This window comes from Ruegeria sp. HKCCD7181, from assembly GCF_057221055.1.
Window position 1 is genome coordinate 116,876 of sequence record NZ_JBWVBC010000011.1, and the last position, 24,406, is coordinate 141,281.

Consider the following 24,406-nt stretch of genomic DNA (forward strand, 5'->3'; position numbering starts at 1 on the left):
GCCATGTCGGGGGCTGCAAACACCAAGGAGGCGGGGCTGGTCGGCCTCGCCCGCCGCGCCATAACCGGGTGGGCACTGCTGGGTGGTCTTGTCCTGATCGGAGTCGTGCTGGTGAATGCTTGGTCGATCCTGGCCGGGGCAATCATCAACAAGCCGTTCCCGGGTGATTTCGAGCTGACAGAGATGGGGGCGGCTATCGCCGTGTTCTGTTTCCTGCCCTATTGCCAACTGGTCGGGGCGAACGTGTCGGCGGATATCTTCACCATGCGGGCAAGCCCGCGGGCCATTGCCCTGATGTCGGTGTTTGCAGGTCTCATAGCGCTGGCCTTTGCCGCGTTGATGATCTGGCGCATGAGCGCCGGATTGCAGGATTACCGGGAATACTCCGAATTCACCGGTATCCTGGAAATTCCGATCTGGTGGGCCTTTGTCCCTGCCTTGATCTCTCTGTTCCTTTTGTTTGTGGCCTCGCTGATCACTTTGGGTGAGGCACTGTCAAAGCTACGGCAAAGCGAGGCCTACTGACATGGACAGCATCACCATTGGCATGCTGGGCCTCGGGGCCCTGATTTTTCTGATCGCGATCCGGCTGCCCATTGCCTATGCAATGATCGCCGTAGGTGGGGTTGGCATCGCCATCCTCAATGGCCCGATGATCGTCATGAGCCAGCTCAAGGACCTCGCGTACGGGCAGTTCTCGGTTTACGATCTGTCGGTTGTACCATTGTTCGTACTGATGGGCGCGGTCGCCTCACGTTCTGGGCTCAGCGCCGATCTGTTTCGGGCCGCGAATGCCTGGCTGGGCTGGATGCGCGGCGGGGTGGCCATGTCTGCGATCGCGGCCTGTGCAGGGTTCGGGGCTGTTTGCGGCTCGTCGCTGGCTACGGCATCGACTATGGGCCGCGTCGCGCTGCCCGAACTGAAACGGTACAAGTACTCCTCTCGTCTGGGTACCGGCACAATTGCAGCGGGCGGCGTTCTGGGCATCTTGATCCCGCCCTCGGTGGTGCTGATTGTTTATGCGATTATTGTCGAGGCCAACGTGGTCACGATGTTCATGGCGGCTTTGATCCCCGGACTGATCGCCGTCCTGTTCTTCATCCTGACCATCCTGATCTACGTAATGGTCTGGCCCAACGCGGGGCCCCGAGGCGAAAAGGCTTCGCGCGAAGAATTCATCACCGCCACACTGAACGTTCTGCCGGTGGGTTTGGTCTTTGGCGTAGTGATCGGAGGTATCTATCTAGGCTTTTTCAATCCGACTCCGGCGGCAGCTGTCGGCGTCGTGATGGTGACGATCTTTGGCCTGTTGCGACGCAAACTGTCATGGTTGGACAGCCGCGAGGCGCTACTGGAAACCGCGCGAACCGCGGGGATGATTTATCTGATCCTGCTTGGGGCGGAACTTCTCAAGATCTTCATGTCTCGCGGCGGTGTCCCACAGGCGATGGCCGAATTCATGGCAGCGTCTGGGCTGGCGCCGATGACGACGTTGCTGATCCTTCTGCTGGCACTGATCGTGTTGGGCTGTCTGATGGACAGCCTGTCGATGATCCTGCTGGCGATGCCATTCTTCTGGCCAGTGCTGGTCGAGATGAACGGTGGTGATTACGCCACTGCCGAAATGTCGCCCTTTGGCATGGATACCGAGGACCTGAAGATCTGGTTCGGGATATTAGCGCTCATAGTGGTGGAACTTGGCCTGATCACGCCGCCGGTGGGGATGAACGTGTTCATAATCTCGGCGCAGGCCCGCGACGTTCCGATGCGTGAGACATTTATTGGCGTCCTGCCCTTTTTCGGGGCCGAAGTTGTGCGGGTTGGTTTCCTGATCCTGTTCCCGGCGCTGACTTTGTGGTTGCCGCGAGTTCTCGCTGGTTAGGGAGTGACAATTTGAAAATTGCTGTACTGGGTGCGGGCGCCATGGGCTCGGTTTTTGGCGCCCGCCTCGCGCGGGGCGGAGCAGAAGTGACACTGCTGGATGTCAACGAAGCGCACCTTGATGCCATCAATCGGGATGGGTTGCAGGTCAATCTGGATGACGGCACGCATACCTTGCGCCTTCCGGCCATGCGGCCCGACGCCTTTGACGGGCCGACAGACGTGGTCCTGCTGTTCACCAAGGTTTTCCACACAGAGGCGGCTCTGACTTCTGTGGCCGGGCTGTTGCAACATGCGACTGTGCTGAGTCTGCAAAACGGGATCGGTAATGCGGAACGCATTGCCGCCCATGTGCCGCGGGACCACATTCTGCTGGGGATGACGATGACTCCTGCAGAGTTTCTAGGCCCGGGTCGCGTCGAATCCCACGGGCCTGCAAAGTCGGCGTTTCATGCGCTGGATGGCCAGGACCGACCGCTGCTGCATGCGCTGGCCGAAGCCATGCAGCGAGGGGGGATCGAAGCTGCACCAGACCCGGATATTCAGGTGGCGATCTGGGAAAAGGCGGCTTTCAATTGCGCCATGAACGCGTTGTGCGCGCTGTCCAACGCGACCCCGGGTTCCATCGGCAGTTCCGCCACCGGGCGCGCCCTGGCCAGCCGCGTGGCGGCAGAGGCGGTAGCTGTTGCGCGGGGTTCGGCGGTGGCAGCCAGTCTGGAGCGCGTTGAGGCGCTTATGGCGCATGCCTATGCGCATCACTTGCACCATGAACCGTCAATGTTGCAGGACCGCAATGGCGGGCGTCCGACTGAGGTCGATGCTCTGAACGGCGCGGTTGCCGCGATGGGCGACAAACTCGGCATCGCCACACCGGCGAACCGGACCGCTGCCGATCTGATCCGACTGATGGAGGATTCAGTGAGATTCCGCAGGAACCAGTCCGGCGGCTGAACGCTCAACCTGAGCTTATCCCTTCGGGTCGCCGATCCGTTCGATCCGCTGCGCCAGTTCGCGGGCCGCGGTCAGGGAACGGCCAGTTGCCATGATCATCTGAGGGAGGATCATCCATTCCAGCGTCCAGGCCACACCTGATCGCTCTTGTTCATGCACCAGCGCCTGATGCATTCCGGTCAGCTGTGTCGCGTTGTACCGGGCCAAAGACACTAAGAGTTCTGCAAGAACCGGGTTCTGTTTATGCGGCATAGCCGAAGAGCCGCCGCCGCCGCTCAGCGCCACTTCATCCACCCCCTGTTGGGCCATCAGCGCAACGTCCTGCCCCAATTTGCCCAGCGTGCCCGATACCAGCGACAGCCAGCTCGCAAACTCGGCCACCGACTCGCGGTTTGAATGCCAGCAGTCAGAGGGGTTTTCAAGTTGTAGTGCGTGCGCCATAAAAGCGCTTACTTTCCCGGCAAAGTGGCCAAGGGCTTTACGATCCCCGGCAGCCCCGCCCAGTTGCAGCTGCAACAGCCGGGGCCTCAGTTGATCGAGACGTTCGACATGCAGGATCAAAGGGTCGGACCAGACGCGCAGTCGGTCGGCGGCCGTGATCGGCAGAGCCGCCTGCATGCGGGTTCGGCCGGTCAGGCTGTTCAGGCCTTGGGTGTTGCTCAGACGCTGCAAATCCTGCGCGAGGATGTCCAATCGTGTGCGAAACAGTTCGCACACGTCTCGCAACGATAGCACCAGAGCAGTGTCGATTATGTCCTGCGAAGTCAGACCCGCATGAACAGCGTCGTGGGCCTCTGGGGGTATTACCCTTTTTAGGGCGCGAACCAGAGCGGGCACGACCACGCCATCCCGTGCCGTACCGTCGCGCAGTACCGACATCGCAACCGGTGCCGCATCGATGGCATCCGCTGCCATCCGGGCCTGTTCCTGCGTAACCGCCCCGAACTCTCCTAGTGCTCGGGAGTGTGCCGCTTCGACCCGTTGCATATGGGTCAGTTGGGCCTGTGGCGATATCAGATCCGCCGTTTCGGGATCACCGAATAATCCGCTCAACCAAGGGTGGAAAAACACGTCTGCTGTCATGGCTTAATGCGACATGAACACAGGGACTTTCGCTTTTCCCATCACGTCTGTCGTCGCCCCCCCAAACAAGTCGTGGCTGAACTTGCTGTGCTCGTATGCGCCCATGACAATCAGCTGCGCGTTCAGTTCCGATACTGTTTCAAGAATGGTCTGCCCGATGGAGTGATGGCGCGGTTTCACGATTGTCTCAGCATCAATCCCATGTCGCTTTAGATTCAGTAGCACGCGGTCCATTCCTTCGGGCGCTACTTTGCCGACCGACAGGATGGTCACTTTGGCCTTTTCCTCCAGCACCGGCATCGCGTCGCCCATAGCACGCGCGGCAGAGCGTTTGCCGTCCCATGCGACGACTGCATGGCTGGCCAGAGTGTCGCTTTTGTATTCATCTGGGATCACCAAAACCGGGCGACCGCTGCGCAGGGCAAGTAAGTCCGGATTGGCGGCCAGATGTGCCTCTTGCGTGTTGTCGGTCTGAACACCGGTCACGATCAGGTCAAAGCTGCGTGCAAACTTGCTGAGCGCAAACTCCGAGATGTTGTCAACCTCCACGAATTCTGCCCTCTCGGCAAATCCGGCGCGTTCGACCTCGCGGTTGAACACGGTCGAGATTTCCCGAACCCGCTCGGCATCCGCCTCGTGCAGGGTGTCGATGACCTCTTTTGGCAACTGCCCGGCAAACCGGGATTCCAAGATCGGCTGTCCGTGATGTACGACGCCAGTCAGCCAGCCGTCGTGGTGACGGACGATCTTGAGCGCATAGTCGAGGGTGTTCAGCCCGGCCTCTTCGCCGCTATAGGCGCAAAGGATGTTTCGCGTGGTCATCGGCTGTCTCCGGTTGCCGGTTTCAGGTCCAGTATATCGCGCGCCTGTTGCCAGGTCGCTACCGGACGTTCGTATTTCTCGCAAAGCTCCACCGCGCGTTGCACCAGCGCCGCGTTTGAGGGGGCAAGTGTATCGCGGTCGAGGCGCACGTTGTCTTCCAGCCCGGTGCGGGTGTGTCCACCAGAGGCGATGCACCACTCGTTGACAGTCAGCTGATGCCGTCCGATCCCTGCGGCGCACCATTCGGCATCAGGGGCCAGACGTTCCATCGTTCGGATGTAATAATCAAAGACGTCGCGATCCACCGGCATCGCGTTCTTTACACCCATCACGAACTGGACATAGAGCTTTCCGGAAATCCGCCCATCCCGGTTCATCGCCACGGCCTGATGGATATGGCTGAGGTCAAAAGCCTCGATTTCTGGCTTCACCCCGTGGCTCTGCATCTCTCCGGCCAGCCAGTCCACCAGATCGGGCGGGTTCTCATAGACACGGGTCGGGAAGTTGTTCGAGCCAACTGACAGCGATGCCATGTCAGGCGCCAGAGGCAGCATGCCGCCGCGGGCCTGACCGGCACCAGATCGACCGCCGGTGGAAAATTGCACGATCATGCCGGGGCAGTGTTTTTCAAGCCCTTCCTTGAGGCGGGCGAATTTCTCGGGGTCCGAGCTGGGCGTCTGGTCGTCGTTGCGCACATGGCAATGTGCGATGGAAGCGCCGGCTTCGAACGCTGCATGCGTGCTTTCGATCTGTTCGGTGACGGTTATCGGCACCGCCGGGTTGTTTTCTCTGGTGGGCAGGGATCCAGTGATCGCAACGCAGATGATGCAGGGTTTGGTCATCTTGAAATTCCTCAAAGAAGTACGAAAACCGCCCGGGTCAGGCCCGGACGGTTGGGGCCTTAGATGTCAAAGAAGACCGTTTCATCCTCACCCTGAAGCCGGATGTCGAAACGATAGACGATCTGACCGTCCCGCTCGCCTCGTTTCGCGATCAGTGTGGCGCGGCGGCGTTCCCATTCGATCAGGTTGATGACCGGGTCCTGAGCATTGGCTTCGGTCTCATCTTCGAAGTAAAGCCGCGTGTTCAGGCCCACATTGATACCGCGTGCCACAACCCACAGATTGATATGCGGCGCCATCAGCTTGCCGGAACGCCCCATAACCGGCCCGGGTTTGACAGTGTCAAACCCCCACTCGCCGGTTTCGAAATTGGTGATTACACGGCCCCAGCCGCGAAAGCCCTCTTCCACGTCACCGCTACGTTCGGGATGCGCATAGATTCCGTCGGCATTGGCCTGCCACGCCTCCAGAAGCACGTCCTTGACCGGAGATCCGGTGCCGTCGACCACCAGCCCCTCGACCCGAATACGCTCGCCCCTGGCATTGGGACCGGCGATGTCCCAGCCAAGTTCCTGCGCGTAGATATCAAATCCCGCAGCACCGGGGGCCAGCCCGATATGGACGTAGGGCCCGGCAGTCTGTGAAGGAGTTTCTTTGAGATAGTGAAGTTCCTGTGCCATGATCAGTTCCCCTCCAGACGGTTTTCAAACAGGGTGGACCGGCGCCCGCGCAGCACGATGTCGAACTTGTAGGCAATTGTGTCGAGCGGGATGGTCGCGTTCATGTCAAGCCGCGCCACCAATTGCTCGATCGCCTCGGGGTCGGGGATCGTGTTGACGATCGGGCATTTCGGGATCAGTGGATCGCCCTCGAAATAGCACTGGGTAATCAGGCGTTGAGCAAAAGCTGTACCAAAGACCGAGACGTGGATATGCGCCGGCCGCCAGCTGTTGACATAGTTGCGCCAAGGATAGGCGCCCGGCTTGACCGTGCGGAAGAAGAAATAGCCGTTTTCATCCGTAAGTGTCCGCCCACAACCGCCGAAATTCGGGTCGATGGGGGCCAGATAGGTGTCTTTCTTATGGCGGTAGCGGCCTCCGGCGTTGGCCTGCCATATCTCGACCAGAGTATTCGACATCGGACGGGCGTTTTCATCGAGTACCCTGCCATGCAGGATGATCCGTTCACCGATAGCGCTCTGCTCGGGCTGGGCGTAGTTGTAAATCAGGTCGTTGTCCAAAGGGTCGACATCGTTGTGGCCAAAGACGGGCCCGGTGATTTCGCTGGCCGAGTTTTGCAGCGAGATCAGTGAATATTGCGGCGACCGTGATACGGACGTCTTGTAGTCTCGCGCCAGAGCGGGCGGATGCCTGTCGCGGTCTCTTTGGTAGAATTCGCCTTGTGCGAGCATGGGCGGGTCTCCTTTTCGGTCCGGGATCGTGCGCGTTTTCCGGTGTTAGTCCTGTTCCATTTCGGCGTATGTCTGCTTGGCCAGTTTCAGCGCGTAGTTGGCGCGGGGAACACCGGCATAGACGGCAACATGCTGAAACGCTTCCAGCACGTCCTGCTTGCTGGCGCCGGTGTTGGCCGTTGCGCGGATATGCATCGGGATTTCCTCAAAATTGCCAAGTGCGGCCAGCAGCGCCAGTGTCAGCATCGAGCGTTCGCGGTCGCTGATCCTGTCCGAGGCCCAGACGGTGCCCCATGCGCTTTCGGTGATCAGTTGCTGAAACGGGGTGTCCAGCTCGGTCCTAGTGGCTTCGGCCTGGTCCACATGAGTATCACCCAGCACCTTGCGGCGAACTTCCATACCGGTCTCGTAACGCTCTGTCATCTCACTGTATCCCTCAGGAAGGCCGTTAGAATTGCGGCGTATTCTTCTGGTTTTTCCACGCAAGGCAGGTGGCCCACCCCGTCGATTTCGGTAAAACGGCTGCCCGGAATCAATGCCGCCGTGTCTTGGACAAGCTGTGTCGGGCTGGCCCCGTCCTCGCTTCCGCCAATACCCAGCACCGGCAAGCGCAGAGTGGCGGTCGTCTTGGTCAGATCGGCGCCCGCAATGGCGTGACAGCAGCCCAGATAGCCGTGATGCGGGGTCCGGATCAGCATGTTTCGCCAAACCGCGGCCTCTTCCGACTGTCGAAACGTCGGGGCGAACCATCGCTCCATAATCGGATCGGCCAGAGCGGTGATACCACCTGCCTCGATGGCGGCGATCCGGTCGGTCCACATCTGCGCTGTTCCCATTTGCGCGGCGGTATTCGACAGTACCATCGCACGGATCAGGCCGGGTCGCCGCGCTGCCAGAATCTGACCGATCATGCCACCGATAGAAAGGCCCACAAAGGCGCATGTCTCGATTTCCAATAGATTCAGCAATTGTTCGGTGTCGTCGGCAAGGTCTTCCAGCGTGTATGGATCAGGCGGGCAGGACGAGAGGCCATGCCCCCGCATGTCAAACCGGATCAGCCGCAAGCCTCGCGGCAGCAGCGGAACAACCTTGTCCCACAGCCGAAGATCGGTGCCCAGCGAATTGGCGAACACAATAGGAAATCCATCTGCGTCGCCATCCTCACGCCAGTGCAACTGCACCTTATCGAGTGCGGCCATCTGCATCAGTAGGGCAGACCTACATAGTTCTGCGCCATGACGCTCTGTGCATCGCGGTTGGAGCGCAGGAATTCAATATCAGCGCGCTGCATCTTCAGATCGAAGGCGCTTTGATCAGGAAAGCGATGCAGCAGGTTAGTCATCCACCAGCTGAACCGCTCGGCCTTCCAAATGCGCGCCAACGCCTTTTCCGAGTACTGGTCGATGCCGTCGCTGTTGCCATCCTGATAGAATTGTACCAGCCCGTTATAGAGATAGTGAATGTCGCTTGCGGCGGTGTTCAACCCTTTGGCACCGGTCGGTGGCACGATATGGGCGGCATCGCCACACAGGAACAACCGACCCCAGCGCATCGGTTCGGTCACGAAAGAGCGCAGCGGCGCAATGGACTTCTCGATCGACGGGCCGGTAACCAGACGCTCGGCGGCCTCTTCGGGGATACGCCGCTTTAGTTCGGTCCAGAAGGCGTGGTCGGTCCAGTCTTCTGGGCTGTCCGACAGCGAGCACTGGATGTAATAGCGGCTCAGATTGTCGTTGCGCATCGAGCACAGAGCAAAACCTCGCTCGGAGCTGGAATAGATCAGTTCGTCATGCACCGGCGGTGTTTCCGAAAGGATGCCGAGCCAGCCGAACGGATACAGTTTTTCATATTCCCTGCGCACAGTCAGTGGGATTGTCTGACGGCTGACCCCGTGGAACCCGTCGCAACCCGCAACGTAATCACAGTCGATCCGGTGTTCGGTGCCATCCACGGTGTAAGTCACGTAAGGTGCGTCGCTGTCGGCATCGTGAATAACCACATTTTCCGTGTTAAATACGATGTTGCCGCCCATCGCTTCGCGTGCGTCATACAGGTCGCGGGTTACCTCGGTTTGACCATAGACTACCACATGCGATCCGGTCAGGTCCTTGAAATTGATGTCGAACTGTTCGTTGCCGAAAGAAACGACAGTGCCGTCATGAACAAAGCACTCCTTGTCCATCCGCTCCGATACTCCGGCCTCGCGCATCAACTCGACAAATCCAACCTCAAGTATGCCCGCACGGATGCGACCCAGCACATACTCCCGCGTTTTGCGCTCCAGAACGACAGTGTCGATGCCTTTGCGGTGCAGAAGCTGGCTGAGCAACAGCCCCGAAGGACCTCCGCCGATGATTGCAACCTGAGTGCGCATGATTCCGTCCTCTAACTGATGTTCAGTCTTATATTGATTGCCAATATCCGCTAAGTAAAATGACATATCGTGCAACTTAGATACCTAATTAGGAAACTAAATGATCGACCGCCGTATCAAGTTCCGCCACATTCAGTGTTTTGTCGAAATATGTCGCCAGAAAAGCCTGAAAAAGGCAGCCGAGAAGCTGTTTCTGACCCAGCCTGCGATTTCAAAAACTCTCAAGGAATTGGAGGATATTTTGAGCGCAGAACTACTGATCCGCAACCGTTCCGGCGTATTCCTGACTAAGCAGGGAGAAGTATTCCTGCATTTTGCGGAAATGTCCCTGGCTTCTTTGCAGCAGGCGTTGACGGGGATAGAACAAATCGGCTCAACGGGAAAAGTCCGGTTGACGGTTGGCGCATTGCCTTCGGTGGCTGCACGTTTGATGCCGACGGTGGCCAGGGAATTCGAAGAACTTGCACCAAATACCGAGCTGCGGATTTTGGACGGCTCGCACGGTCATTTGATGGAGCGGCTTCGGGTCGGCGGACTGGATCTTGTGATCGGTCGATTGGGACGTCCGGATACCATGCAGGGGATTTCGTTTACTCAACTTTATGAGGAGAAGGTCGAGTTTGTGGTGCGCGCGGGACACCCGCTGCTCAAGAAACCGGAACTGCAACGGATTTCGCAATGGAAAGTCATCTTTCCGCCAGAAGGCTCGGCCATCCGGCCACTTGTGGATCGATATCTGATCAGCAACGGGATCGGAGATATCCCGAACAAGCTGGAAACGGTTTCTGGCGCGTTCGGGCGGATTTACACCCGTCAATCCGATGCGATCTGGATCATTTCAGCAGGTGTCGTCGCAAACGAGATCGCGGACGGGCGGCTGGTGGTGCTTCCGTTTGATACCAGCGTGACAAAAGGCGCTGTCGGATTGATGCAGCGCGCGGAGTCCGCGCCCACACCACAGGCCCAAATATTCCAGATCGCAATCCGGCAAGCCATGGAGAAACTCAATTCGGCTGTAAACGATCCCTGAACCATTGATTCGCCTGCAAAAGCACACAGGTTAGGGTCTAGGCATTTAAGCAGCCCAACTAATAGTATTTAGGGCATTGCCACGTTATCTGACATGGAATGGAATATGCGTGAGACCGCACAATCAGGCCGATAGTTCCGCAGCATAACCTTCCCACAGCTTGAACGCGTCGGCTCTGGCATGGCGGTAGGAGAGAGCGGAAAGGCGATAGCGGCGGGGACGAAAGATCGTACTGATTTGGTCGTGGGCGACGCGAAATCGTTGCGCCTGGCGTGGTGACTTGAACCGACCCATCATCTTTTCTCGCTTTCGGGTCGGCCGGTTCAAATCTCACCGGCAGGCTCAGTGGTTTCTATCCGCACATGACCTGATCAACCTGGTCTTCCGCCCTGGCCGCTATCAACTCACCGCAACATCATACCGCCACGCCAACAACTTGGCGGTACCGCATTTCCGCAATCATCGCTTTTGGATGCCGCTCGCTACCGGCGTGCTACAAATCGACCATCTTGCCTGAGAGACCTGCGAGGATCGAACGATGCGCAAAGCACAGTAAGACGTCACCGGGACTTATTCTTGCTTTTCCAGACGGCTCAGCCCCGTTAATCCGCAGGATTGTTAATTCTGGAAAGGCAATACTGACTGTCTTCAGCGAGACAGTCTCGGTGCCGGGAAAGCGGTGTTCGATCAGTTGGTCGCCGCTGGGCATTTCTACGATGAGTACAGAGCCGGCACCGTGGTCCCATCCAAGCAGCACAAGTCCTTTTTCGACGAGAGCACACATGGATTGATCGAGCCGTTTGCTAACAGCAAGAAAGCAGATCACCATAACAGCCAACGCCATATAGAATATTGTCAGAGTTTCTGATCCGTCATCCGCACGTAGCAGTCCGAGAACAACGGTGGACAGAACTGTCACAACACCGAGGTTGCCGATGATTATAAGCAATACCAAGACCTTGCGACGCATGGGATGACGCATCAGTTCTTCGGATTCCGAGGTTGTGAAGCCGGTGCCCGAAAAGGCTGAAAGGGCTTGGAATCGGGCCGCGTTCTGTTCCATTCCTGTTAGCCTCAGGGCCGTGCTGCCGACCCGTACAACGGACATTGACAGGGCCAGCAGAAGTAGCAAGGTCAGTGCAGCGATCATTTTAGGTCTCCGGGTTTGGATCCACCCTTGATTGAGTGTATTTCAGAGCTTTTTGCCGGATGCCTATCCGACAAAGAGACCTGTTGTCAGACCAAGTCGGCGTCGGTCATGAATTCAACCAGAGACGGTCCTTTGACATCGAGAGCCGCGCCAATTGCGACCTCGATATCTTCGGCGCTGGTTATCTTGTTACCGTGACCGCCGCACAGGCGGGCAAAGGCTGCGAAGGAGGGGTTTACCAGATTGGTCTCCCAGACCGGCCACTCGCCGGCCCGCTGTTCTTTCGAGATTTTTCCCAGCTCACCGTTGTGCAGAAGGATATGGGTGATATCCATGCCGTATTTGACCGCTGTGGTGAAATCCATCGGGTACTGGCCAAAGCCACCATCGCCCGATACCGAAATTACTTTGCGCCCCCTGAGTGCCTCGATGTCCTGAGTGGCGGCCCAGGCCCCCATCGCGGCTGGAAAGCCGAAACCGATCGAACCCAGATACCCCGACATCAACACCCGTTGCGTGCCCTTGGTCTCAAGGTAGCGTCCGAAAGAGTAGGTGTTGTTGCCCACATCGACGGCAAAGATCGCATCCTTTGGCGCAAGGGTCGACAGAGCGTCGAAAATGGCGAAGGAGTGCAGGCCACCTCCCTCTCGCATCTCGGCCAGTCTGCTTTGCTTTTCGGCCCGCCAGATGCGCCAGCGGTCCGCCAGTTCGGCAATCTGGTCCGGCGCCTCGGGATTGCGCGTTGCGCGATCCTCGATTGCCGCACAAAACGCACCCACGTCACCCCAGACAGGTAGAGACACCGGGTGGAACTTGCCCAGTTGCATCCGGTCGTAATCCACCTGAATGATCCGTTTCGAAGGCGCAATACCGGTGTGGTTGGAAAAGCTGGTTCCAAGTGCGATGATCAGATTCGCCTCGTTCATGAACCAGCTTGCGATCGGTGTACCGGAACGCCCCAGAGCACCTGCGGCGTTGGGGTGGTCGTCAGGCACCAGACCCTTGGCCTTGAAGGTGGTCAGAACCGGCGCGCCCAGCCGTTCCGCCAGTTCCGCCACCCGGTCGCGCACGCCGAAGGCCCCGTGACCCACGATGATGATCGGGCGGCGGGCCTCTGCGATCATCTGAGCGGCCATTTTCAGATCCAGGGGGTCAGGAGAAATGTCAGCCCTGGTCAACCGGCCCGCAGGCTGGGCTGCAGGCTGGTCCGACGGCTTGGTTTGCACGTCGTCGGGGAAGATCAGGTGCGCGACATCCTGTTCGACAATCGCGTTCTTGCAGGCCAGCGCAGCCAGCTCTGCATGGTTCGAACTGCCCAGAACCGGTTGCGAGAAACGGGCAACTGCCTGAAAGGCCGACCGCAGGTCGATATCCTGAAACGCGCCGGGGCCCATGACCTGAGTTTGGACCTGCCCCGTCAGAGCCAATACCGGAGCGCGATCTACCTTGGCGTCCCACATGCCGGTGATCAGGTTGGTGGCCCCGGGCCCCGCGATTGTCAGGCAGGCGGCGGGTTTACCGGTCAGTTTGCCATAGGCCGACGCGGCAAAGGCGGCGGCCCCCTCGTGGCGAATGCCGTAATAGTGCAGCCTGCCATCCGCCACGGCCAGCCGGATCGCATCCGAGAGGCCAAGATTGGAATGGCCCACCATACCGAAAACCGACTGCAGCCCCCAGTTCGTCAACGTCTCGACCATGACATCGGTTACGGTCCGCTCACGCGGTGGCTCGGGTTCGAGCCCGACAAAGATCTCGCCGTTCCGAAGCTCGACCGGAAATGTTTTTTGCCCGGTATCTTCGTGGCCGCCGGGTGGGGCACCGGTCAGCGGATCGAAATCCCAACCATGCCAGGGGCAGCGCAACCAGCACTTGCCTTCCACGCCCTTTTCGATCGAGCCTTCACCCAGCGGCCCGTTCTGATGTGGACAGCGGTTGTCCATGGCCGTCCACTGGCCATCGAAATGAACAAGACAGAGCGACGTGGCACGTGCGGTAACGGTCTTGACCCGGCCTTCCGGCAGGTCGTCAACATGGCCCACCGAAATCCAGTCCAGTTCCTGATCGGGCATCGTATTCTCCTTGTCAGTTTGCTTGGCGCGAGGCGGTTGCCGCGCGTGTCGTGTCAGGCATTTTTGTCGGCCACCCGGTCGTAGATTTTCTGCAACCCGGTGAGGGTAAGAAAGCCAGCCAAAATCCAGATCAGCAGCTCAAACGGAGCGAAGGCCGTCCCCTGCAACCAGCGCGCTAGGAGGCCTCCTTGCGGGCGAAGCTCCTTTATTCCAAGCAGGCCATCCCGCGACCAAAGCTCAAATACCCAGAACCGTGAGAGATAAAGTAGCGTGACAGCGACAAGCACTGTGACCACCATCCAGATGACACGCCGCCTCATTTCACCACCTCAACCGTGCCGGAATCCATCTTGAGAACCAACAGATCGCCATGACGAATGACTTCGCCTTCAACCGAAATGTACTTGGCTACATAATCATAGATCGTGTCCGGCAACGTCCCGCCATTCTGTTCGACAACCATCAGGACCTCAGATCCTTCCACGGGGTTTGTCGAAACAAAGACCGGCGGGATATCCCCCAGCAAGCAAAGGTTGGCACAGGCCTTGTGCGCGATGCCCCGCCCCGGTCGCATTGCCCCGGCAAGGCACTTGCCATCGCAGATTTCGCCAGCCAGACGCCAACGCCCCAAAGATTCAGACGTTTGCGGTGGCGTAAATCCGTTTGCGGGCTTCAACCCCCGTTCGCCACCCGCGAGTTGCATCATGTCCAGCGTTCCGCGTTGCAGGATGATACCGGACACCGTCACCAGCTTGCCGTCCAGACCGGACACTCTGTTCAAAAGACTGAATTTGCCCTGTGCCGACAGCATGAGCGTATGTCCCGCCTTGATCCTGTCGTTGCCTTCGGTCACCCGCAGGATCGGATAGGGCAGCAATTCGATCACGCCGGTCACCGTTTGCCGTCCATAATCGAACCGGAACGCGCCCTGGCCGGGGTCATCCTGCGTGGCCCCGATGCTCAGCCCGGCCGCTGCCAGAAAAGCCACGAGTACGGCACCTGCTGCCAACAGGAACGGGCGCAGCTGCTTAGGGGCCTTCAGGTAGCCAACAAAGAAGGGAGCTTGTTTCTTGTCCGACATTACGCGACCTCCGCAGGTTCGACAAATGTGCCGGGGGGATTGGCCTCGGGGTCAACCAAGACCGCACCGTCCTTTACGGTGATCCGATAGGTCGGCACTTTCTCGGTAAAGGGCGCGGGAGATTGCCCATCGGTAACGCGGTACTGGAACCCGTGCCACGGGCAGGTCACGAGGCAGTTGATGATCCGGCCCTCTCCCAACGGGCCGTTTTGATGTGCGCAGGCATTTGAAATGGCAGATAATTTGCCCTCATGCCGGAATATCGCAACGCGATCCCCGTTTGGCAGCACTCCGATCCTTGCCCGGCCTTCCGGGATTTCGGACGCATTACAGATCTTAACCCAGCCGTCCGAAACCAGTGCAGCCACGGCATCGCCGTTTCGGCGTTCGTGCTGATAGGCCAACAGATGCAAAACGGCGACGGTCAGGGCAGAGACTAGGAAGATACCCGGGAACAGGGGATTCTGCTGATCCTGCAAGACACCAAGGCTGACATGCGCCACTACGGCCACATATGCCGGATAGATCAAGTAGTGCAGACGCTTCCACACCGGCGCAGTTAGAAACTTGAGCCAGAAATCATGACTGGTCGCCGCCAGAATCAAAAGGCAGATCAAAGCGAAGACGCCGAAAATCTCGAACGGGAATCCGACAATCTGCCCATAGCTGGTATTGGCAGACAGCAGGGCTTGGTATTTGCCGGTATTCGAAAACGCAAAATACCAGTTGAGAACGTATCCCGCATGGGTCAGGGCAACGGCGGCTGTCATCACCCCGAAATGGCGCCGGTTGTAGAGAAGTGGCAAAAACCGTCGGTCCAGCCGCGCCAAAGGCCCTAGGCACAGGATCACGCTGAGCATCAGAAAGGCGCAGGCTCCAAATGCACGGGCGTTTTGAATCTGCGGGTTGATCTGGCGTTCATGATCCAGCAAAGCGGGGCTGACATTCAGAAACAGCCACAAGAAAGTGGCAACACCAGTCAGCAGGATACCGTCATAGATCCACTTGTTCCGATTCCACTGAACGGGGATGTATTTGACGCTCACTGCCCTTCTCCCCCTGCTTCAGAAATACGTACGGGCATGTAATCGGCCGGCCAGCTCTGACGCATGCTCAGACCCAACCCGAAGATCAGCAGGATCACCACGGCAAGGAGGACAGCAACCTTGCCATGAGCCGCGCGGACGACGCGAAAACGTCTCGTTTCTTGCGCGCGACCGGATGCCAAAACCCAATAACGCCACAGAACCAAGGGCCAAATCAAAAGAACACCGGGCACCAGCAACGGGCGAAACACGTAGGCCCCTCGTGCATCGTCGTCTATTCGGTCGATTCCGATCGTCAGAAAGAATGCGGCGACCACGCCCCCGGCGATAAACCACCATCGCACGGCTGCGATTATGACATCCGGGGCGCTCATTTCATGCCTCCGTATGTTACGCCTGACAGATCAGCTAGGTCGCGCTTCCAGGCGGTCAGATCGTCGATGTTGAAACCCGACAGGTGATCGTGACCGCAGGCGCGGGCCATCACCTGCATCAACTCGACCGAGGCCTCGAAAAAGTTCGCCAGTTGCCTGGCCGACTTTTCCGCCACCAACCGGCTGACAAGATGCGGTTTCTGCGTCGCGATGCCGACGGGACAATTGTTGGTGTGGCAGGCGCGCATGGCAATGCAGCCGATCGATTGCATGGCCGCGTTGGACACCGCAATCGCATCTGCACCCAGCGCCAGGGCCTTGATGAAATCCGCCGGTTTCCGCAGGCCCCCGGTGATGACAAGCGTCACATCGCGGCGGTCCAGCCAGTCAAGATGCGCACGCGCCCGTGCCAGCGCCGGGATGGTGGGAACCGAGATATTGTCGCGGAAGATGATCGGTGCCGCCCCGGTGCCGCCGCCCCGGCCATCGAGGATGATATAGTCGACGCCCACCTCCAGCGCGGCCTCGATATCCTTTTCGATATGCTGGGCCGACAGCTTGTAACCGATCGGAATGCCTCCGGTGCGCTCGCGCACCTCATCGGCAAATTCCCGGATCTGGGCCGGTTCAGTCCACTCTGGAAACCGAGGCGGCGAAATTGCGCTCTGGCCGGGTTCAAGGCCACGCACTTCGGCGATTTTTCCTTTGACCTTGTTGCCGGGAAGATGGCCACCTGTTCCGGTCTTGGCCCCCTGCCCGCCTTTGAAATGGAACGCCTGAACATTTTGCAGCTTATCCCAGGAAAATCCGAACCGGGCCGAGGCCAACTCGTAGAAATACCGGCTGTTGGCGGCCTGTTCATCAGGCAGCATGCCGCCTTCACCCGAACAGATCCCGGTTCCGGCCATTTCCGCCCCCATGGCCAGCGCGACCTTGGCGGTTTCCGACAGCGCACCAAAGCTCATGTCAGAGACGAAAAGCGGGATTTTCAACTTTAGCGGTTTCTTGGCGTTAGGCCCGATAACGACTTCGGTTCCAACCGGGTCGTCATCCAGCAACGGGGCTTTGTGCAACTGCGCGGTCAGGATCTGGATATCGTCCCAGTCGGGCAGTTGCGTGCGCGGCACCCCCATGGATTCCACCGCACCGTGATGACCGGTCTTCGTCAGCCCCTGTTTGGCATATTGCTGGATCAGCCCGTTATAGGGCTCTTCCTCGGTGCCGTGGCTGGTATCGGTATAGAGCCCCAGATACTGGTCCCGCTTGAAGGGCTGCGGGTTTTCCTGCGCCCAGGTATTGATTTCATCCTCATTAACCCAGACCTCGCCGTTTTCGACCCAGGACTGAAATTTCGGCAATGCTTCGTCATTGGCATATTCCGACACGCCGCTGTCGACCCGATAATCCCAATAGTGCACACCGCAGATCAAGTTGTTGCCGCGCACGAACCCGTCCGCCATCAACGCCCCGCGATGCAGGCAGCGCCCGTAGAATACCGACACCTCCTCATCAAATCGCACGACGACCAGATCGACCTCGCCCACCAGGGCGTATTTGGGCTTTCGGTCCGGCAGGTCGTCCAGATTGGCGACTGATACTTTGTTCATGAGTTTCTCCCTGTACTTGCTGTTGGGCTGGCGTTGGGTGAGTGGTGTTCAGGTTCCGGTTTTTATCGGTTCTCCGGTATCGGCCTCGGGCCGTGTTTCCGGACAATCACCGCGTGCTGCAATCATCCGGCCGTACCAGCGCGCGGCAGGGGCTGCAGTGACCCCATGCAACACGGCGCTGATCCAGACTGTATTGATCGCCAGATGCAGAATGTGGTCTTGAAATTCAGGCGGCAGCGTTTCCAGCACCAGCAGCGCAAACAGCGCGGTCGCCAGACCCCGCGGCCCGAACCATCCAAAAAATAGCCGCGTGACTGAGGAAGCGTCGGTTCCAATCAATGACAACCAGATGGCCAGTGGCCGCACAACAAAAAGGCTGGCAAGGATCAGGCCCATCATGGGCCAGGTCAGATGCGCCACCGCCTCGGGCACAAGCCCTGCGCCAATCAGCAAAAAAGCGGCCCAGGCCAAGATTTGCCCGTCGCCTTCTGTGAATTCGTAGACGAATTTGCACCGACCTTTGACGATGTTGCCAAAGCACAGCCCGGCGGCAAAGGCCGAAATAAATCCGTTTCCGCCGACAAGCCCGGCCAGAAGGTATGCCGCGCCAGCCATCGCAATCGCAGCGACCCCTTCATAAGCATCCGAGGTCGAGGACAGGCTTTTAGCCTGCAAAAGCGCCCAACCTCCGGCAAGACCTATAGCCGCACCGGCGAGCGGACCCAACACGACTTGTTTCGTGACGAACAGTAACCAATCCGTCGAGCTGTGGGTCATGTCATGCGCGACCACCGCAGCCAATAACAGGATCGCCGGAAGGGCAAGCCCGTCGTTCAACCCGCTCTCAACGATCAGTGCCCGACGCGGACGCAGGGGGACATCCGGGTTGGTGACCACAGGCTGTCCCAGTGCAGCGTCGGTCGGTGACAAAATCGCTGCAGCAAGCGCCGCCATCAAAAGCGACCATCCCGGGACAATTGCCCAAGCCGCCAAAGCCCCGATCAGGATTGCCAGCGGCAGCCCCAACAGCAGCATCCGCTGCGGCCAGATGTGCCTTTTCTTCAGCGAACCGAGATTAGTTTGGGCAGCATCGAGAAACAGCAGAATGATCAGGGCGACCTCGGCAACCGGATGCAGAAGCTCCTCGATCCCCTCCGCCGGCAATAGCCCGGTTTCCGACAGCGCAACACCCATCGCCAGAAACAGCATCGGCGCAGTCAGAATCGTGCGCGACAGGCGGACAGCCAGTAGGCAATAAGTCGCCGTGACGAAACAGACGATGATCAATCCTGACAAGCTCTGTCCTCCACAGCTTCCTGTACCGGGGATGAAAAACGGACCCGGTTGCCGTCTTGGATGCTGCCGCGCGTCACTGCGTTACAGCGGTTGGGACATTTTTTGCCCCGGACACATGCCCTGAGGTTTCAATCAACGGGCAGCCGGGACCTGTTCTGCTCGAACAGCAGGATACCCTTCGGGGATTTCCCAGAAGTTCTTTTGCCTGAAAATCAGCGGACGCGTCTCGCTGCCCGGTTCAGCGCCGGTTCCGATCAAAAGGGCGACGTCTGACAAAACTGCGGGATTGTCGCGATAATAAGTGTGTCCAAGCAGATCCGAGGCACCTTTGACATCAATGAAATGCACATTGCGTACGTTAGCGAATATCTCGCTTTCCGTCTGTCCGACCTCTTCGCCCTCCAAACGGCCGAACCGGACACCTGCCATCAGGCTCTGCGACAAGCCAAGTGCACGGTCGCGTCGGTTTGTATAGATGGTTATCTGCCCGATGGCGGGGCCGAACTGCTCAGCAATCAGCCGTTGGCTGACCACTCCAAAGTCGAGATCCGGGGCTGCGAGTATCAGATTTTCGACCTTGATGGTCTTGCGTGGATCGCGTCCGGACGCGCGCGCCTCGATCACCAGTTCGCGAAGGGCCGTGGTTGTGACATCCGTTCCGCGGCTGTGCGCGATGATGTGCAGCCGCTTCACTTCTGGCATCGCGCGCAGCATCCGTAATGTCTCCTTCAGGTGGAATATCGTGAACTCTCCGGATTCCCGGTCAGTGAAATAGCCGAACAGACCTCCGCGGCCCGATGGCCACGAATACAGGATGGGAACGCTGCGCCGGCCGGTGAAATGCCAGACATCGGCAAGGGATACCGCACCAGCTTCGAAATCCGTGTTCACCCCATGTATCAAGAGCAGAAGCTCATTGCTGCCCGATTGTTTCAGGCGTTTACGAACAAGCGCCTGAAATGACTGTATGGTGCGGTCGTAGGCACGCCGCGCTTCGTCAATGACAACCGGCTTATGACCGTTCAGCCGAAAAGGAAGCGGCGTCGCAGGAAACCGCACTTGTTCCTGAATATCGCTAACGTTTAGGCGGATCGGATTTGCGCGATCTTGCGTGCTACTGGCAGCTGCAAGGCTCTCCCAACTTGTGCGCTCGCCGAAACCCACACGAACTGTTCCGGCGACCATGGACTGAGACCGTTCGGAACCGTAACTCTCATCGTTGGCGCGAAACCGGTCGGTAACGTAAAGCAATTCGGCTGCAGGCTCGCGGTTGAAGGGTGGCACTTTTTCGGCTGGGTAAGACGCCGGTGTGGTGTAGATATTTGGCGTCTCTACCAAGGTATTGGGCCCGACACATGAAGCATTCAGCCCAAAGGCAAATGCAGCGACACAAGCCTTCCCACCTCTCAACCTGCGCTTCCACATCTTTCCCCCGTTATACAGCACAATTGCAGGGATATGGATGCCGGTGGCGACCAAAAGGTTACAAACCTTTGCGGGTCAGCTTCCCTTTGCGGCCAGTATCGCGGCAATCAAATCTTCGGGTACGGATGCTTCGAGTTCGTCAAAGTCCTCCCGGGAAGCCTTTGTTGCCGCCAGCGTGCGTTTGTAGGCGGCAAGATAGAGCTGGCAGGAACGGCAGACCCGCAGATGCAGCTCGAACACGCGTTTTTTTGTCGGCGGCAACTCGTCTTCGAGATACGCGAGGATGAAGTCCTCAAACTCGTTGCAGGTAATCATCCCAGGAAACCTGAACATCACGCCGTGCATCCGGCGCTTCAGCGTTTGCGCGGTTTTCTTCATAGAGCACCTCCTCGCATCATCGGTTCCAGGAGTTTCTTCAGGGCGGCCCGTGCACGATGCAGCCGCACTTTCACGTTCGCCTCGCTTAATTCAAGCGCTTTCGCGACTTCGCTTGTCGACATTTCTTCGATATCTCGAAGTATAAGAACGATACGGTATTGGTCTGGCAAAGCATCAATCTTCTCTTTCAGGATTTCCCGCACTTGGCGCGATTGCAGGTGGTCCTCGGACGTCTTTGGAAGCTTGAACGGATCATCCACACGACACCCGTTGCGATCAAACTCGGGAAGCAGTGGATCAATCGGTTGTTCGTTGATGCGCTTTTGCTTTCGCAGCACCATTAAGGCCTCATTCACTACGAACCGGTGCATCCATGTCTTGAGGCTCGATCTGCCTTCGAACCCGTCCAGGTTTCGGTATATCTTAGAGAACGCCACTTGAACCGCGTCTTCTGACAAGGATCTATCCTTCAGAATCCGCTGGGCGACAGCAAGCATCCAGGCGAGATTATCCCTAACGATTTGCTCAAAATCCATCTCTGAATTCTGATCCGGACCTGGACGCGGTTCATTCATTTGCCATTCGCCAGAAGAAGTACCAACACGTTTCGAGTTTCCAAAGCTAGCCCTACACCAGTCAATCTACGGATACCAAGGAGCTCGAACAACCATAACTGTTTGATACTCCGTGGTTCAGAACACGTCATTTCGCGGTTTCAGAAGGTATAGACCGGGCTTTGTCGCAGGCTTTTAGTCAGCCGAAAAGCATCCAATCGACCAGACACTGTTATCCTGTGAGGACCGCAAACTGTGCGTAGCCATCACCCTTCAGATCAAAATTGTTTCTTTCTGATCATCTGAGCTACCTCGATACCTTCAAATGTAGCCGAAGCTGAAATTACGGGCTTGAACCCAAGCTTTGGGGGCGTTCGTCGTTTTGGTAAACCGAGGTTCTCGCTAAATTCAATCGTTGAGGCGCTTGGATTTCACGGTAGTGATCTTGGCAAGGCAGCCAAAGCGCTTCCGCAGTGTTATGATGACCTTGAAACCGGCGCCATTTGCCCCGCTCTTGTCGATCACAATCCGCAATGGAATGCCATTGTTGGCCATTGCTTTCCCAAAGAATTGCATTGCCGCTGAGGAGTCGCGTCGGCCCGACAGCATGAAATCAAGAGTAGACTCATCAAGAACAACCACCTGATAGAGATATATCCAATGGCCGCAAACTTTGAGATGGGTCTCATCCATTCGCCAGGGATGAGCGCAGGGCTTCTTTCTTTTCTTGCGCCCGGGACAGCGACCTAAGGTGAGAACGTCGCTACCGATCTACCGAGTGCCGTGTGATTTACAGCAATACCGCGTCTGCCCAGAATCTCCTCCAATTCTCGTAAGGAAACCGAATACACCAGGTAAATACAGTCCGCGTGGAGAATGGCATGCAGCGGAAACTGGCAACCCTTGAAGGATACCATTTTGGAAACCTGCTTGATCGACTTATCGAAACTTCGTGTAGATCAATGTAACTTAGGCGATCAAGCCAAAAAAGAATGCGACAGAACCCGCGGTGGTTGCCAATAGGCTACTCCTGATTGTCAGTGTGAAGAGTCCGGTTCGATTTTGTGGAACGAATACCAGCTCGCACGATTGCAAAGGCAGTGATGGCGGTCAGGCCCCAGAAGAACCATGTAATCGGCCCCCGGAACAGTATCTCGGGCGCACTTCCGGACATAAGCATGGCCTGCCGGAAATTGTCCTCCAGCAATGGGCCAAGGATGAAAGCAATCAGAAATGGCGCCGCGGGAAGGTCTATGCGTAACATGATAAAACCAAGCCAACCGATGGCAAACATCACACCAACATCGAAGAGATTGTTGTTGACCGCGTAACACCCGTAGACGCACAGAATGAACACCAGCGGAAATAGGATTCCACGTGGAATGTCGGCGACGTATTGGAAGATGCGAATGGCCGCCCCGCCGATAAAGAACAACGCAATCGAACTTACGATCAGCCCAACAAACAAGCCGTAGATAATGTCCGAATTCACCACGAACATTGTCGGCCCGGGTTGCAATCCGTGGATCATAAATGCGCCGATTATGATGGCCGTGATCACATCACCGGGGATTCCCAGCGCCAGCAAGGGGATCAGAGTCGCACCCGCAACACCGTTGTTGCCGGCCTCGGATGCAGCTACACCTTCGATTTCGCCTTTGCCGAAATTTTCTTTGTTGGGCGAGGTCCGGCGCGCTTCGCTATACGACAGAAAGGCCGATGGTGCCGCGCCGATCCCAGGGATCGAACCCAGGAAGGCTCCGATAGCGCTGCCCCGGAGGATCGTCTTGAAACACCTCCGGTACTCCGAAAAGCTCACCTTGTTCCTGCCCAGGCTGCGGACATTTTTATCCGTGCCATGCGGATCCCAAACCATGGACAGGATTTCTGGTATTGCGAAAAGGCCAATCAGAACCGCAATGAAATTCAATCCGCCCATCAGGTTCGGGTCGTTGAAGTTAAATCGGTTGGTTCCATAGACCAAATCCAGACCCACAGTTGCAAGCAGCAGCCCCAGAATCGCTGATATCAACCCTTTGAGCAGACTGTCTCCGGAAACGCCCGCGATGATCGTCAAAGAAAACAATATCAACGTGAAAAACTCTGGCGGCCCAAAGCTGAGGGCAAAGGATGCCAGCCAACCGGCGAATAGGATCAGCGCGAGATTGGAGAACATGTCCGCTGTACAGGACGCATATAGCGCCATTGTCAGCGCGCGCCCGGCTTCGCCACGCTCCGCCATAGGATATCCATCCAGGATCGTAGCGCTGGAGGCCGGCGTGCCAGGCGTCTTGATCAGAATTGCCGGGATAGATCCACCAAAAATCCCACCCTTGTAAACGCCGAGAAGCAGCAGAATGCCCGTAATCGGTTCCATCGCGAACGTGAACGGCAGAGTAAGGGCCACGGCCATGGTTGCTGACAGCCCTGGAATGGCGCCCGCGACTGTGCCCACTGCGACGCCAATGATCAGCGCAAGAATGGCCTCGAAATTCGCGACAACGGCAAATCCGGCTTCGATGTTTTCGATCAGGCTCATGGCAACCTCACAAATTCACCTTGCGGGATCGCGATGCCCGCCACGTGAGCAAAGAAAGCGTACAGAAGCAACGGAACCGCAATACCGGCGATCAAGGCATGTACGCGGTGGTCGGTTTTGATCAGCAATGCCAGAAGGACGAACGCAATCATTGACGTCCAGACCATTCCAAGAACCGGAACCAGCTTCAGATAGCCGGTCATCAGAACTGCCATGAGGGTCAGTCGCAGGACAGACCCTTTTACACCCCCCAGAAATCCTTCGAATTCGTCGTCGTCAAGGTTGCGGGAGGTCAGGATCATTCCGACGCCACCTGCCGCCAGAATTGCAGCCAGAACCAATGGCCAGAATTTCGGCGAAAGTACGACGTTGCTCACAGAACCCGGGCTGGACACACCGTATGGAATTGCGAAAACAAACAGAAACAGAGAAAACGCGATGGCCGCGAAACCTATGCGCATATGGGTCGTTCTGGACAATTCTTCGCCTCAAT

General features: G+C 57.7%; 26 protein-coding genes and 1 pseudogene. 4 read left to right on the forward strand and 23 right to left on the reverse strand.

From position 1 onward, the window contains the following. Positions 1-3 precede the first annotated feature (3 nt). The 3 genes from AC2TCY_RS19120 to AC2TCY_RS19130 are packed head-to-tail and all read left to right on the forward strand — an operon-like array spanning position 4 to position 2,832. Positions 4-525, forward strand: a complete 522-nt coding sequence (locus tag AC2TCY_RS19120) for a TRAP transporter small permease (protein ID WP_480849832.1) — start codon at positions 4-6, stop codon at positions 523-525. A gap of 1 nt (position 526) precedes the next feature. Next, positions 527-1,882 (forward strand): TRAP transporter large permease, encoded by a 1,356-nt coding sequence (locus tag AC2TCY_RS19125; RefSeq protein WP_480849834.1) that lies wholly within the window; start codon positions 527-529, stop codon positions 1,880-1,882. Between the two features lie 11 nt (positions 1,883-1,893). Continuing rightward, positions 1,894-2,832, forward strand: coding sequence for a ketopantoate reductase family protein (locus tag AC2TCY_RS19130; RefSeq protein ID WP_480849836.1), 939 nt, complete (start codon positions 1,894-1,896; stop codon positions 2,830-2,832). 15 nt (positions 2,833-2,847) lie between these two features. On the opposite strand, the gene AC2TCY_RS19135 is transcribed toward AC2TCY_RS19130, so the two are convergent. From AC2TCY_RS19135 to pobA, 8 genes are read right to left on the reverse strand one after another with little or no spacing between them, the layout of a single operon-like run. Beyond that, positions 2,848-3,915, reverse strand: a complete 1,068-nt coding sequence (locus tag AC2TCY_RS19135; protein ID WP_480849838.1) for a 3-carboxy-cis,cis-muconate cycloisomerase — start codon at positions 3,913-3,915, stop codon at positions 2,848-2,850. Between the two features lie 3 nt (positions 3,916-3,918). Continuing rightward, positions 3,919-4,737, reverse strand: coding sequence for a universal stress protein (locus AC2TCY_RS19140; protein ID WP_480849840.1), 819 nt, complete (start codon positions 4,735-4,737; stop codon positions 3,919-3,921). After that, positions 4,734-5,579 carry a 3-oxoadipate:acetyl-CoA acetyltransferase gene (locus AC2TCY_RS19145; protein ID WP_480849842.1) on the reverse strand — a complete coding sequence of 282 codons (846 nt, stop codon included), beginning with the start codon at positions 5,577-5,579 and terminating at the stop codon, positions 4,734-4,736. Before AC2TCY_RS19145 ends, AC2TCY_RS19140 begins: the two co-directional genes overlap by 4 nt. 59 nt (positions 5,580-5,638) lie before the next feature. Beyond that, positions 5,639-6,259: a protocatechuate 3,4-dioxygenase subunit alpha gene (gene pcaG / locus AC2TCY_RS19150; RefSeq protein ID WP_480849844.1), complete on the reverse strand. Its 621-nt coding sequence runs from the start codon at positions 6,257-6,259 to the stop codon at positions 5,639-5,641. Between the two features lie 2 nt (positions 6,260-6,261). Then, positions 6,262-6,990 carry a protocatechuate 3,4-dioxygenase subunit beta gene (pcaH, locus tag AC2TCY_RS19155; RefSeq protein ID WP_480849846.1) on the reverse strand — a complete coding sequence of 243 codons (729 nt, stop codon included), beginning with the start codon at positions 6,988-6,990 and terminating at the stop codon, positions 6,262-6,264. A gap of 45 nt (positions 6,991-7,035) precedes the next feature. Continuing rightward, positions 7,036-7,413: a 4-carboxymuconolactone decarboxylase gene (gene pcaC, locus AC2TCY_RS19160; RefSeq protein ID WP_480849848.1), complete on the reverse strand. Its 378-nt coding sequence runs from the start codon at positions 7,411-7,413 to the stop codon at positions 7,036-7,038. Next, positions 7,410-8,195 (reverse strand): 3-oxoadipate enol-lactonase, encoded by a 786-nt coding sequence (gene pcaD / locus AC2TCY_RS19165; RefSeq protein ID WP_480849849.1) that lies wholly within the window; start codon positions 8,193-8,195, stop codon positions 7,410-7,412. Before pcaD ends, pcaC begins: the two co-directional genes overlap by 4 nt. Further along, positions 8,195-9,364, reverse strand: a complete 1,170-nt coding sequence (gene pobA, locus AC2TCY_RS19170) for a 4-hydroxybenzoate 3-monooxygenase (RefSeq protein ID WP_480849851.1) — start codon at positions 9,362-9,364, stop codon at positions 8,195-8,197. Before pobA ends, pcaD begins: the two co-directional genes overlap by 1 nt. A gap of 100 nt (positions 9,365-9,464) precedes the next feature. On the opposite strand from pobA, the gene pcaQ reads away from it, so the two are divergent. Further along, positions 9,465-10,394, forward strand: coding sequence for a pca operon transcription factor PcaQ (gene pcaQ, locus AC2TCY_RS19175; RefSeq protein WP_480849853.1), 930 nt, complete (start codon positions 9,465-9,467; stop codon positions 10,392-10,394). Positions 10,395-10,517: 123 nt separating this feature from the next. Here pcaQ and AC2TCY_RS19180 read toward each other — a convergent pair. From AC2TCY_RS19180 to AC2TCY_RS19250, 15 genes and pseudogenes are all read right to left on the reverse strand, one after another. Then, positions 10,518-10,718, reverse strand: a pseudogene (locus tag AC2TCY_RS19180) (IS6 family transposase); the annotation flags it as partial. 169 nt (positions 10,719-10,887) lie between these two features. Continuing rightward, positions 10,888-11,544: a hypothetical protein gene (locus AC2TCY_RS19185; protein ID WP_480849855.1), complete on the reverse strand. Its 657-nt coding sequence runs from the start codon at positions 11,542-11,544 to the stop codon at positions 10,888-10,890. A gap of 86 nt (positions 11,545-11,630) precedes the next feature. Beyond that, positions 11,631-13,613: a thiamine pyrophosphate-binding protein gene (locus AC2TCY_RS19190; RefSeq protein WP_480849857.1), complete on the reverse strand. Its 1,983-nt coding sequence runs from the start codon at positions 13,611-13,613 to the stop codon at positions 11,631-11,633. Positions 13,614-13,666: 53 nt separating this feature from the next. After that, positions 13,667-13,933, reverse strand: a complete 267-nt coding sequence (locus AC2TCY_RS19195; RefSeq protein ID WP_480849859.1) for a hypothetical protein — start codon at positions 13,931-13,933, stop codon at positions 13,667-13,669. Next, on the reverse strand, positions 13,930-14,694 hold the full coding sequence (locus AC2TCY_RS19200) for a hypothetical protein (protein WP_480849861.1): 765 nt from the start codon (positions 14,692-14,694) through the stop codon (positions 13,930-13,932). Before AC2TCY_RS19200 ends, AC2TCY_RS19195 begins: the two co-directional genes overlap by 4 nt. Continuing rightward, the gene (locus tag AC2TCY_RS19205) at positions 14,694-15,740 is read right to left on the reverse strand and encodes a Rieske 2Fe-2S domain-containing protein (RefSeq protein WP_480849863.1); all 1,047 of its coding nucleotides are present in this window, start codon (positions 15,738-15,740) and stop codon (positions 14,694-14,696) included. The genes AC2TCY_RS19200 and AC2TCY_RS19205 overlap by 1 nt, the downstream gene beginning before the upstream one ends. Continuing rightward, positions 15,737-16,114, reverse strand: coding sequence for a hypothetical protein (locus tag AC2TCY_RS19210; RefSeq protein ID WP_480849865.1), 378 nt, complete (start codon positions 16,112-16,114; stop codon positions 15,737-15,739). The genes AC2TCY_RS19205 and AC2TCY_RS19210 overlap by 4 nt, the downstream gene beginning before the upstream one ends. Further along, a complete protein-coding gene (locus tag AC2TCY_RS19215) occupies positions 16,111-17,721 on the reverse strand; it encodes a glutamate synthase-related protein (protein ID WP_480849867.1) in 1,611 nt (536 codons plus the stop codon). The genes AC2TCY_RS19210 and AC2TCY_RS19215 overlap by 4 nt, the downstream gene beginning before the upstream one ends. Positions 17,722-17,769: 48 nt before the next feature. Continuing rightward, positions 17,770-19,017, reverse strand: coding sequence for a cation:proton antiporter domain-containing protein (locus tag AC2TCY_RS19220; RefSeq protein WP_480849869.1), 1,248 nt, complete (start codon positions 19,015-19,017; stop codon positions 17,770-17,772). A 132-nt stretch (positions 19,018-19,149) separates the two neighbouring features. Further along, entirely contained in the window at positions 19,150-20,427 is a 1,278-nt protein-coding gene (locus AC2TCY_RS19225; RefSeq protein ID WP_480849871.1) for an alpha/beta hydrolase, read from the reverse strand. Between the two features lie 90 nt (positions 20,428-20,517). Beyond that, a complete protein-coding gene (locus tag AC2TCY_RS19230) occupies positions 20,518-20,820 on the reverse strand; it encodes an anti-sigma factor family protein (RefSeq protein WP_480849872.1) in 303 nt (100 codons plus the stop codon). Then, a complete protein-coding gene (locus AC2TCY_RS19235) occupies positions 20,817-21,395 on the reverse strand; it encodes a sigma-70 family RNA polymerase sigma factor (RefSeq protein ID WP_480849874.1) in 579 nt (192 codons plus the stop codon). Before AC2TCY_RS19235 ends, AC2TCY_RS19230 begins: the two co-directional genes overlap by 4 nt. A 387-nt stretch (positions 21,396-21,782) precedes the next feature. Further along, positions 21,783-22,067, reverse strand: a complete 285-nt coding sequence (locus AC2TCY_RS19240; protein WP_480849876.1) for a DDE-type integrase/transposase/recombinase — start codon at positions 22,065-22,067, stop codon at positions 21,783-21,785. Positions 22,068-22,398: 331 nt separating this feature from the next. Continuing rightward, on the reverse strand, positions 22,399-23,913 hold the full coding sequence (locus tag AC2TCY_RS19245) for a tripartite tricarboxylate transporter permease (RefSeq protein WP_480849878.1): 1,515 nt from the start codon (positions 23,911-23,913) through the stop codon (positions 22,399-22,401). After that, the gene (locus AC2TCY_RS19250; RefSeq protein WP_480849880.1) at positions 23,910-24,374 is read right to left on the reverse strand and encodes a tripartite tricarboxylate transporter TctB family protein; all 465 of its coding nucleotides are present in this window, start codon (positions 24,372-24,374) and stop codon (positions 23,910-23,912) included. The genes AC2TCY_RS19245 and AC2TCY_RS19250 overlap by 4 nt, the downstream gene beginning before the upstream one ends. Positions 24,375-24,406 lie beyond the last annotated feature (32 nt).

Excerpts from the sequence above, each read along its gene's own strand:
- AC2TCY_RS19140 (WP_480849840.1), bottom strand. The coding sequence starts at position 4,737 with ATGACCACGCGAAACATCCTTTGCGCCTATAGCGGCGAAGAGGCCGGG.
- AC2TCY_RS19195 (WP_480849859.1), bottom strand. The coding sequence starts at position 13,933 with ATGAGGCGGCGTGTCATCTGGATGGTGGTCACAGTGCTTGTCGCTGTC.
- AC2TCY_RS19240 (WP_480849876.1), bottom strand. The coding sequence starts at position 22,067 with ATGGATGAGACCCATCTCAAAGTTTGCGGCCATTGGATATATCTCTAT.
- AC2TCY_RS19200 (WP_480849861.1), bottom strand. The coding sequence starts at position 14,694 with ATGTCGGACAAGAAACAAGCTCCCTTCTTTGTTGGCTACCTGAAGGCC.
- AC2TCY_RS19135 (WP_480849838.1), bottom strand. The coding sequence starts at position 3,915 with ATGACAGCAGACGTGTTTTTCCACCCTTGGTTGAGCGGATTATTCGGT.
- pcaC (WP_480849848.1), bottom strand. The coding sequence starts at position 7,413 with ATGACAGAGCGTTACGAGACCGGTATGGAAGTTCGCCGCAAGGTGCTG.
- AC2TCY_RS19125 (WP_480849834.1), top strand. The coding sequence starts at position 527 with ATGGACAGCATCACCATTGGCATGCTGGGCCTCGGGGCCCTGATTTTT.
- pcaH (WP_480849846.1), bottom strand. The coding sequence starts at position 6,990 with ATGCTCGCACAAGGCGAATTCTACCAAAGAGACCGCGACAGGCATCCG.
- pcaD (WP_480849849.1), bottom strand. The coding sequence starts at position 8,195 with ATGCAGATGGCCGCACTCGATAAGGTGCAGTTGCACTGGCGTGAGGAT.
- AC2TCY_RS19235 (WP_480849874.1), bottom strand. The coding sequence starts at position 21,395 with ATGAATGAACCGCGTCCAGGTCCGGATCAGAATTCAGAGATGGATTTT.
- AC2TCY_RS19185 (WP_480849855.1), bottom strand. The coding sequence starts at position 11,544 with ATGATCGCTGCACTGACCTTGCTACTTCTGCTGGCCCTGTCAATGTCC.
- AC2TCY_RS19250 (WP_480849880.1), bottom strand. The coding sequence starts at position 24,374 with ATGCGCATAGGTTTCGCGGCCATCGCGTTTTCTCTGTTTCTGTTTGTT.
- pcaG (WP_480849844.1), bottom strand. The coding sequence starts at position 6,259 with ATGGCACAGGAACTTCACTATCTCAAAGAAACTCCTTCACAGACTGCC.
- AC2TCY_RS19215 (WP_480849867.1), bottom strand. The coding sequence starts at position 17,721 with ATGAACAAAGTATCAGTCGCCAATCTGGACGACCTGCCGGACCGAAAG.
- AC2TCY_RS19190 (WP_480849857.1), bottom strand. The coding sequence starts at position 13,613 with ATGCCCGATCAGGAACTGGACTGGATTTCGGTGGGCCATGTTGACGAC.
- pcaQ (WP_480849853.1), top strand. The coding sequence starts at position 9,465 with ATGATCGACCGCCGTATCAAGTTCCGCCACATTCAGTGTTTTGTCGAA.
- AC2TCY_RS19145 (WP_480849842.1), bottom strand. The coding sequence starts at position 5,579 with ATGACCAAACCCTGCATCATCTGCGTTGCGATCACTGGATCCCTGCCC.
- AC2TCY_RS19245 (WP_480849878.1), bottom strand. The coding sequence starts at position 23,913 with ATGAGCCTGATCGAAAACATCGAAGCCGGATTTGCCGTTGTCGCGAAT.
- AC2TCY_RS19210 (WP_480849865.1), bottom strand. The coding sequence starts at position 16,114 with ATGAGCGCCCCGGATGTCATAATCGCAGCCGTGCGATGGTGGTTTATC.
- AC2TCY_RS19120 (WP_480849832.1), top strand. The coding sequence starts at position 4 with ATGTCGGGGGCTGCAAACACCAAGGAGGCGGGGCTGGTCGGCCTCGCC.
- pobA (WP_480849851.1), bottom strand. The coding sequence starts at position 9,364 with ATGCGCACTCAGGTTGCAATCATCGGCGGAGGTCCTTCGGGGCTGTTG.
- AC2TCY_RS19230 (WP_480849872.1), bottom strand. The coding sequence starts at position 20,820 with ATGAAGAAAACCGCGCAAACGCTGAAGCGCCGGATGCACGGCGTGATG.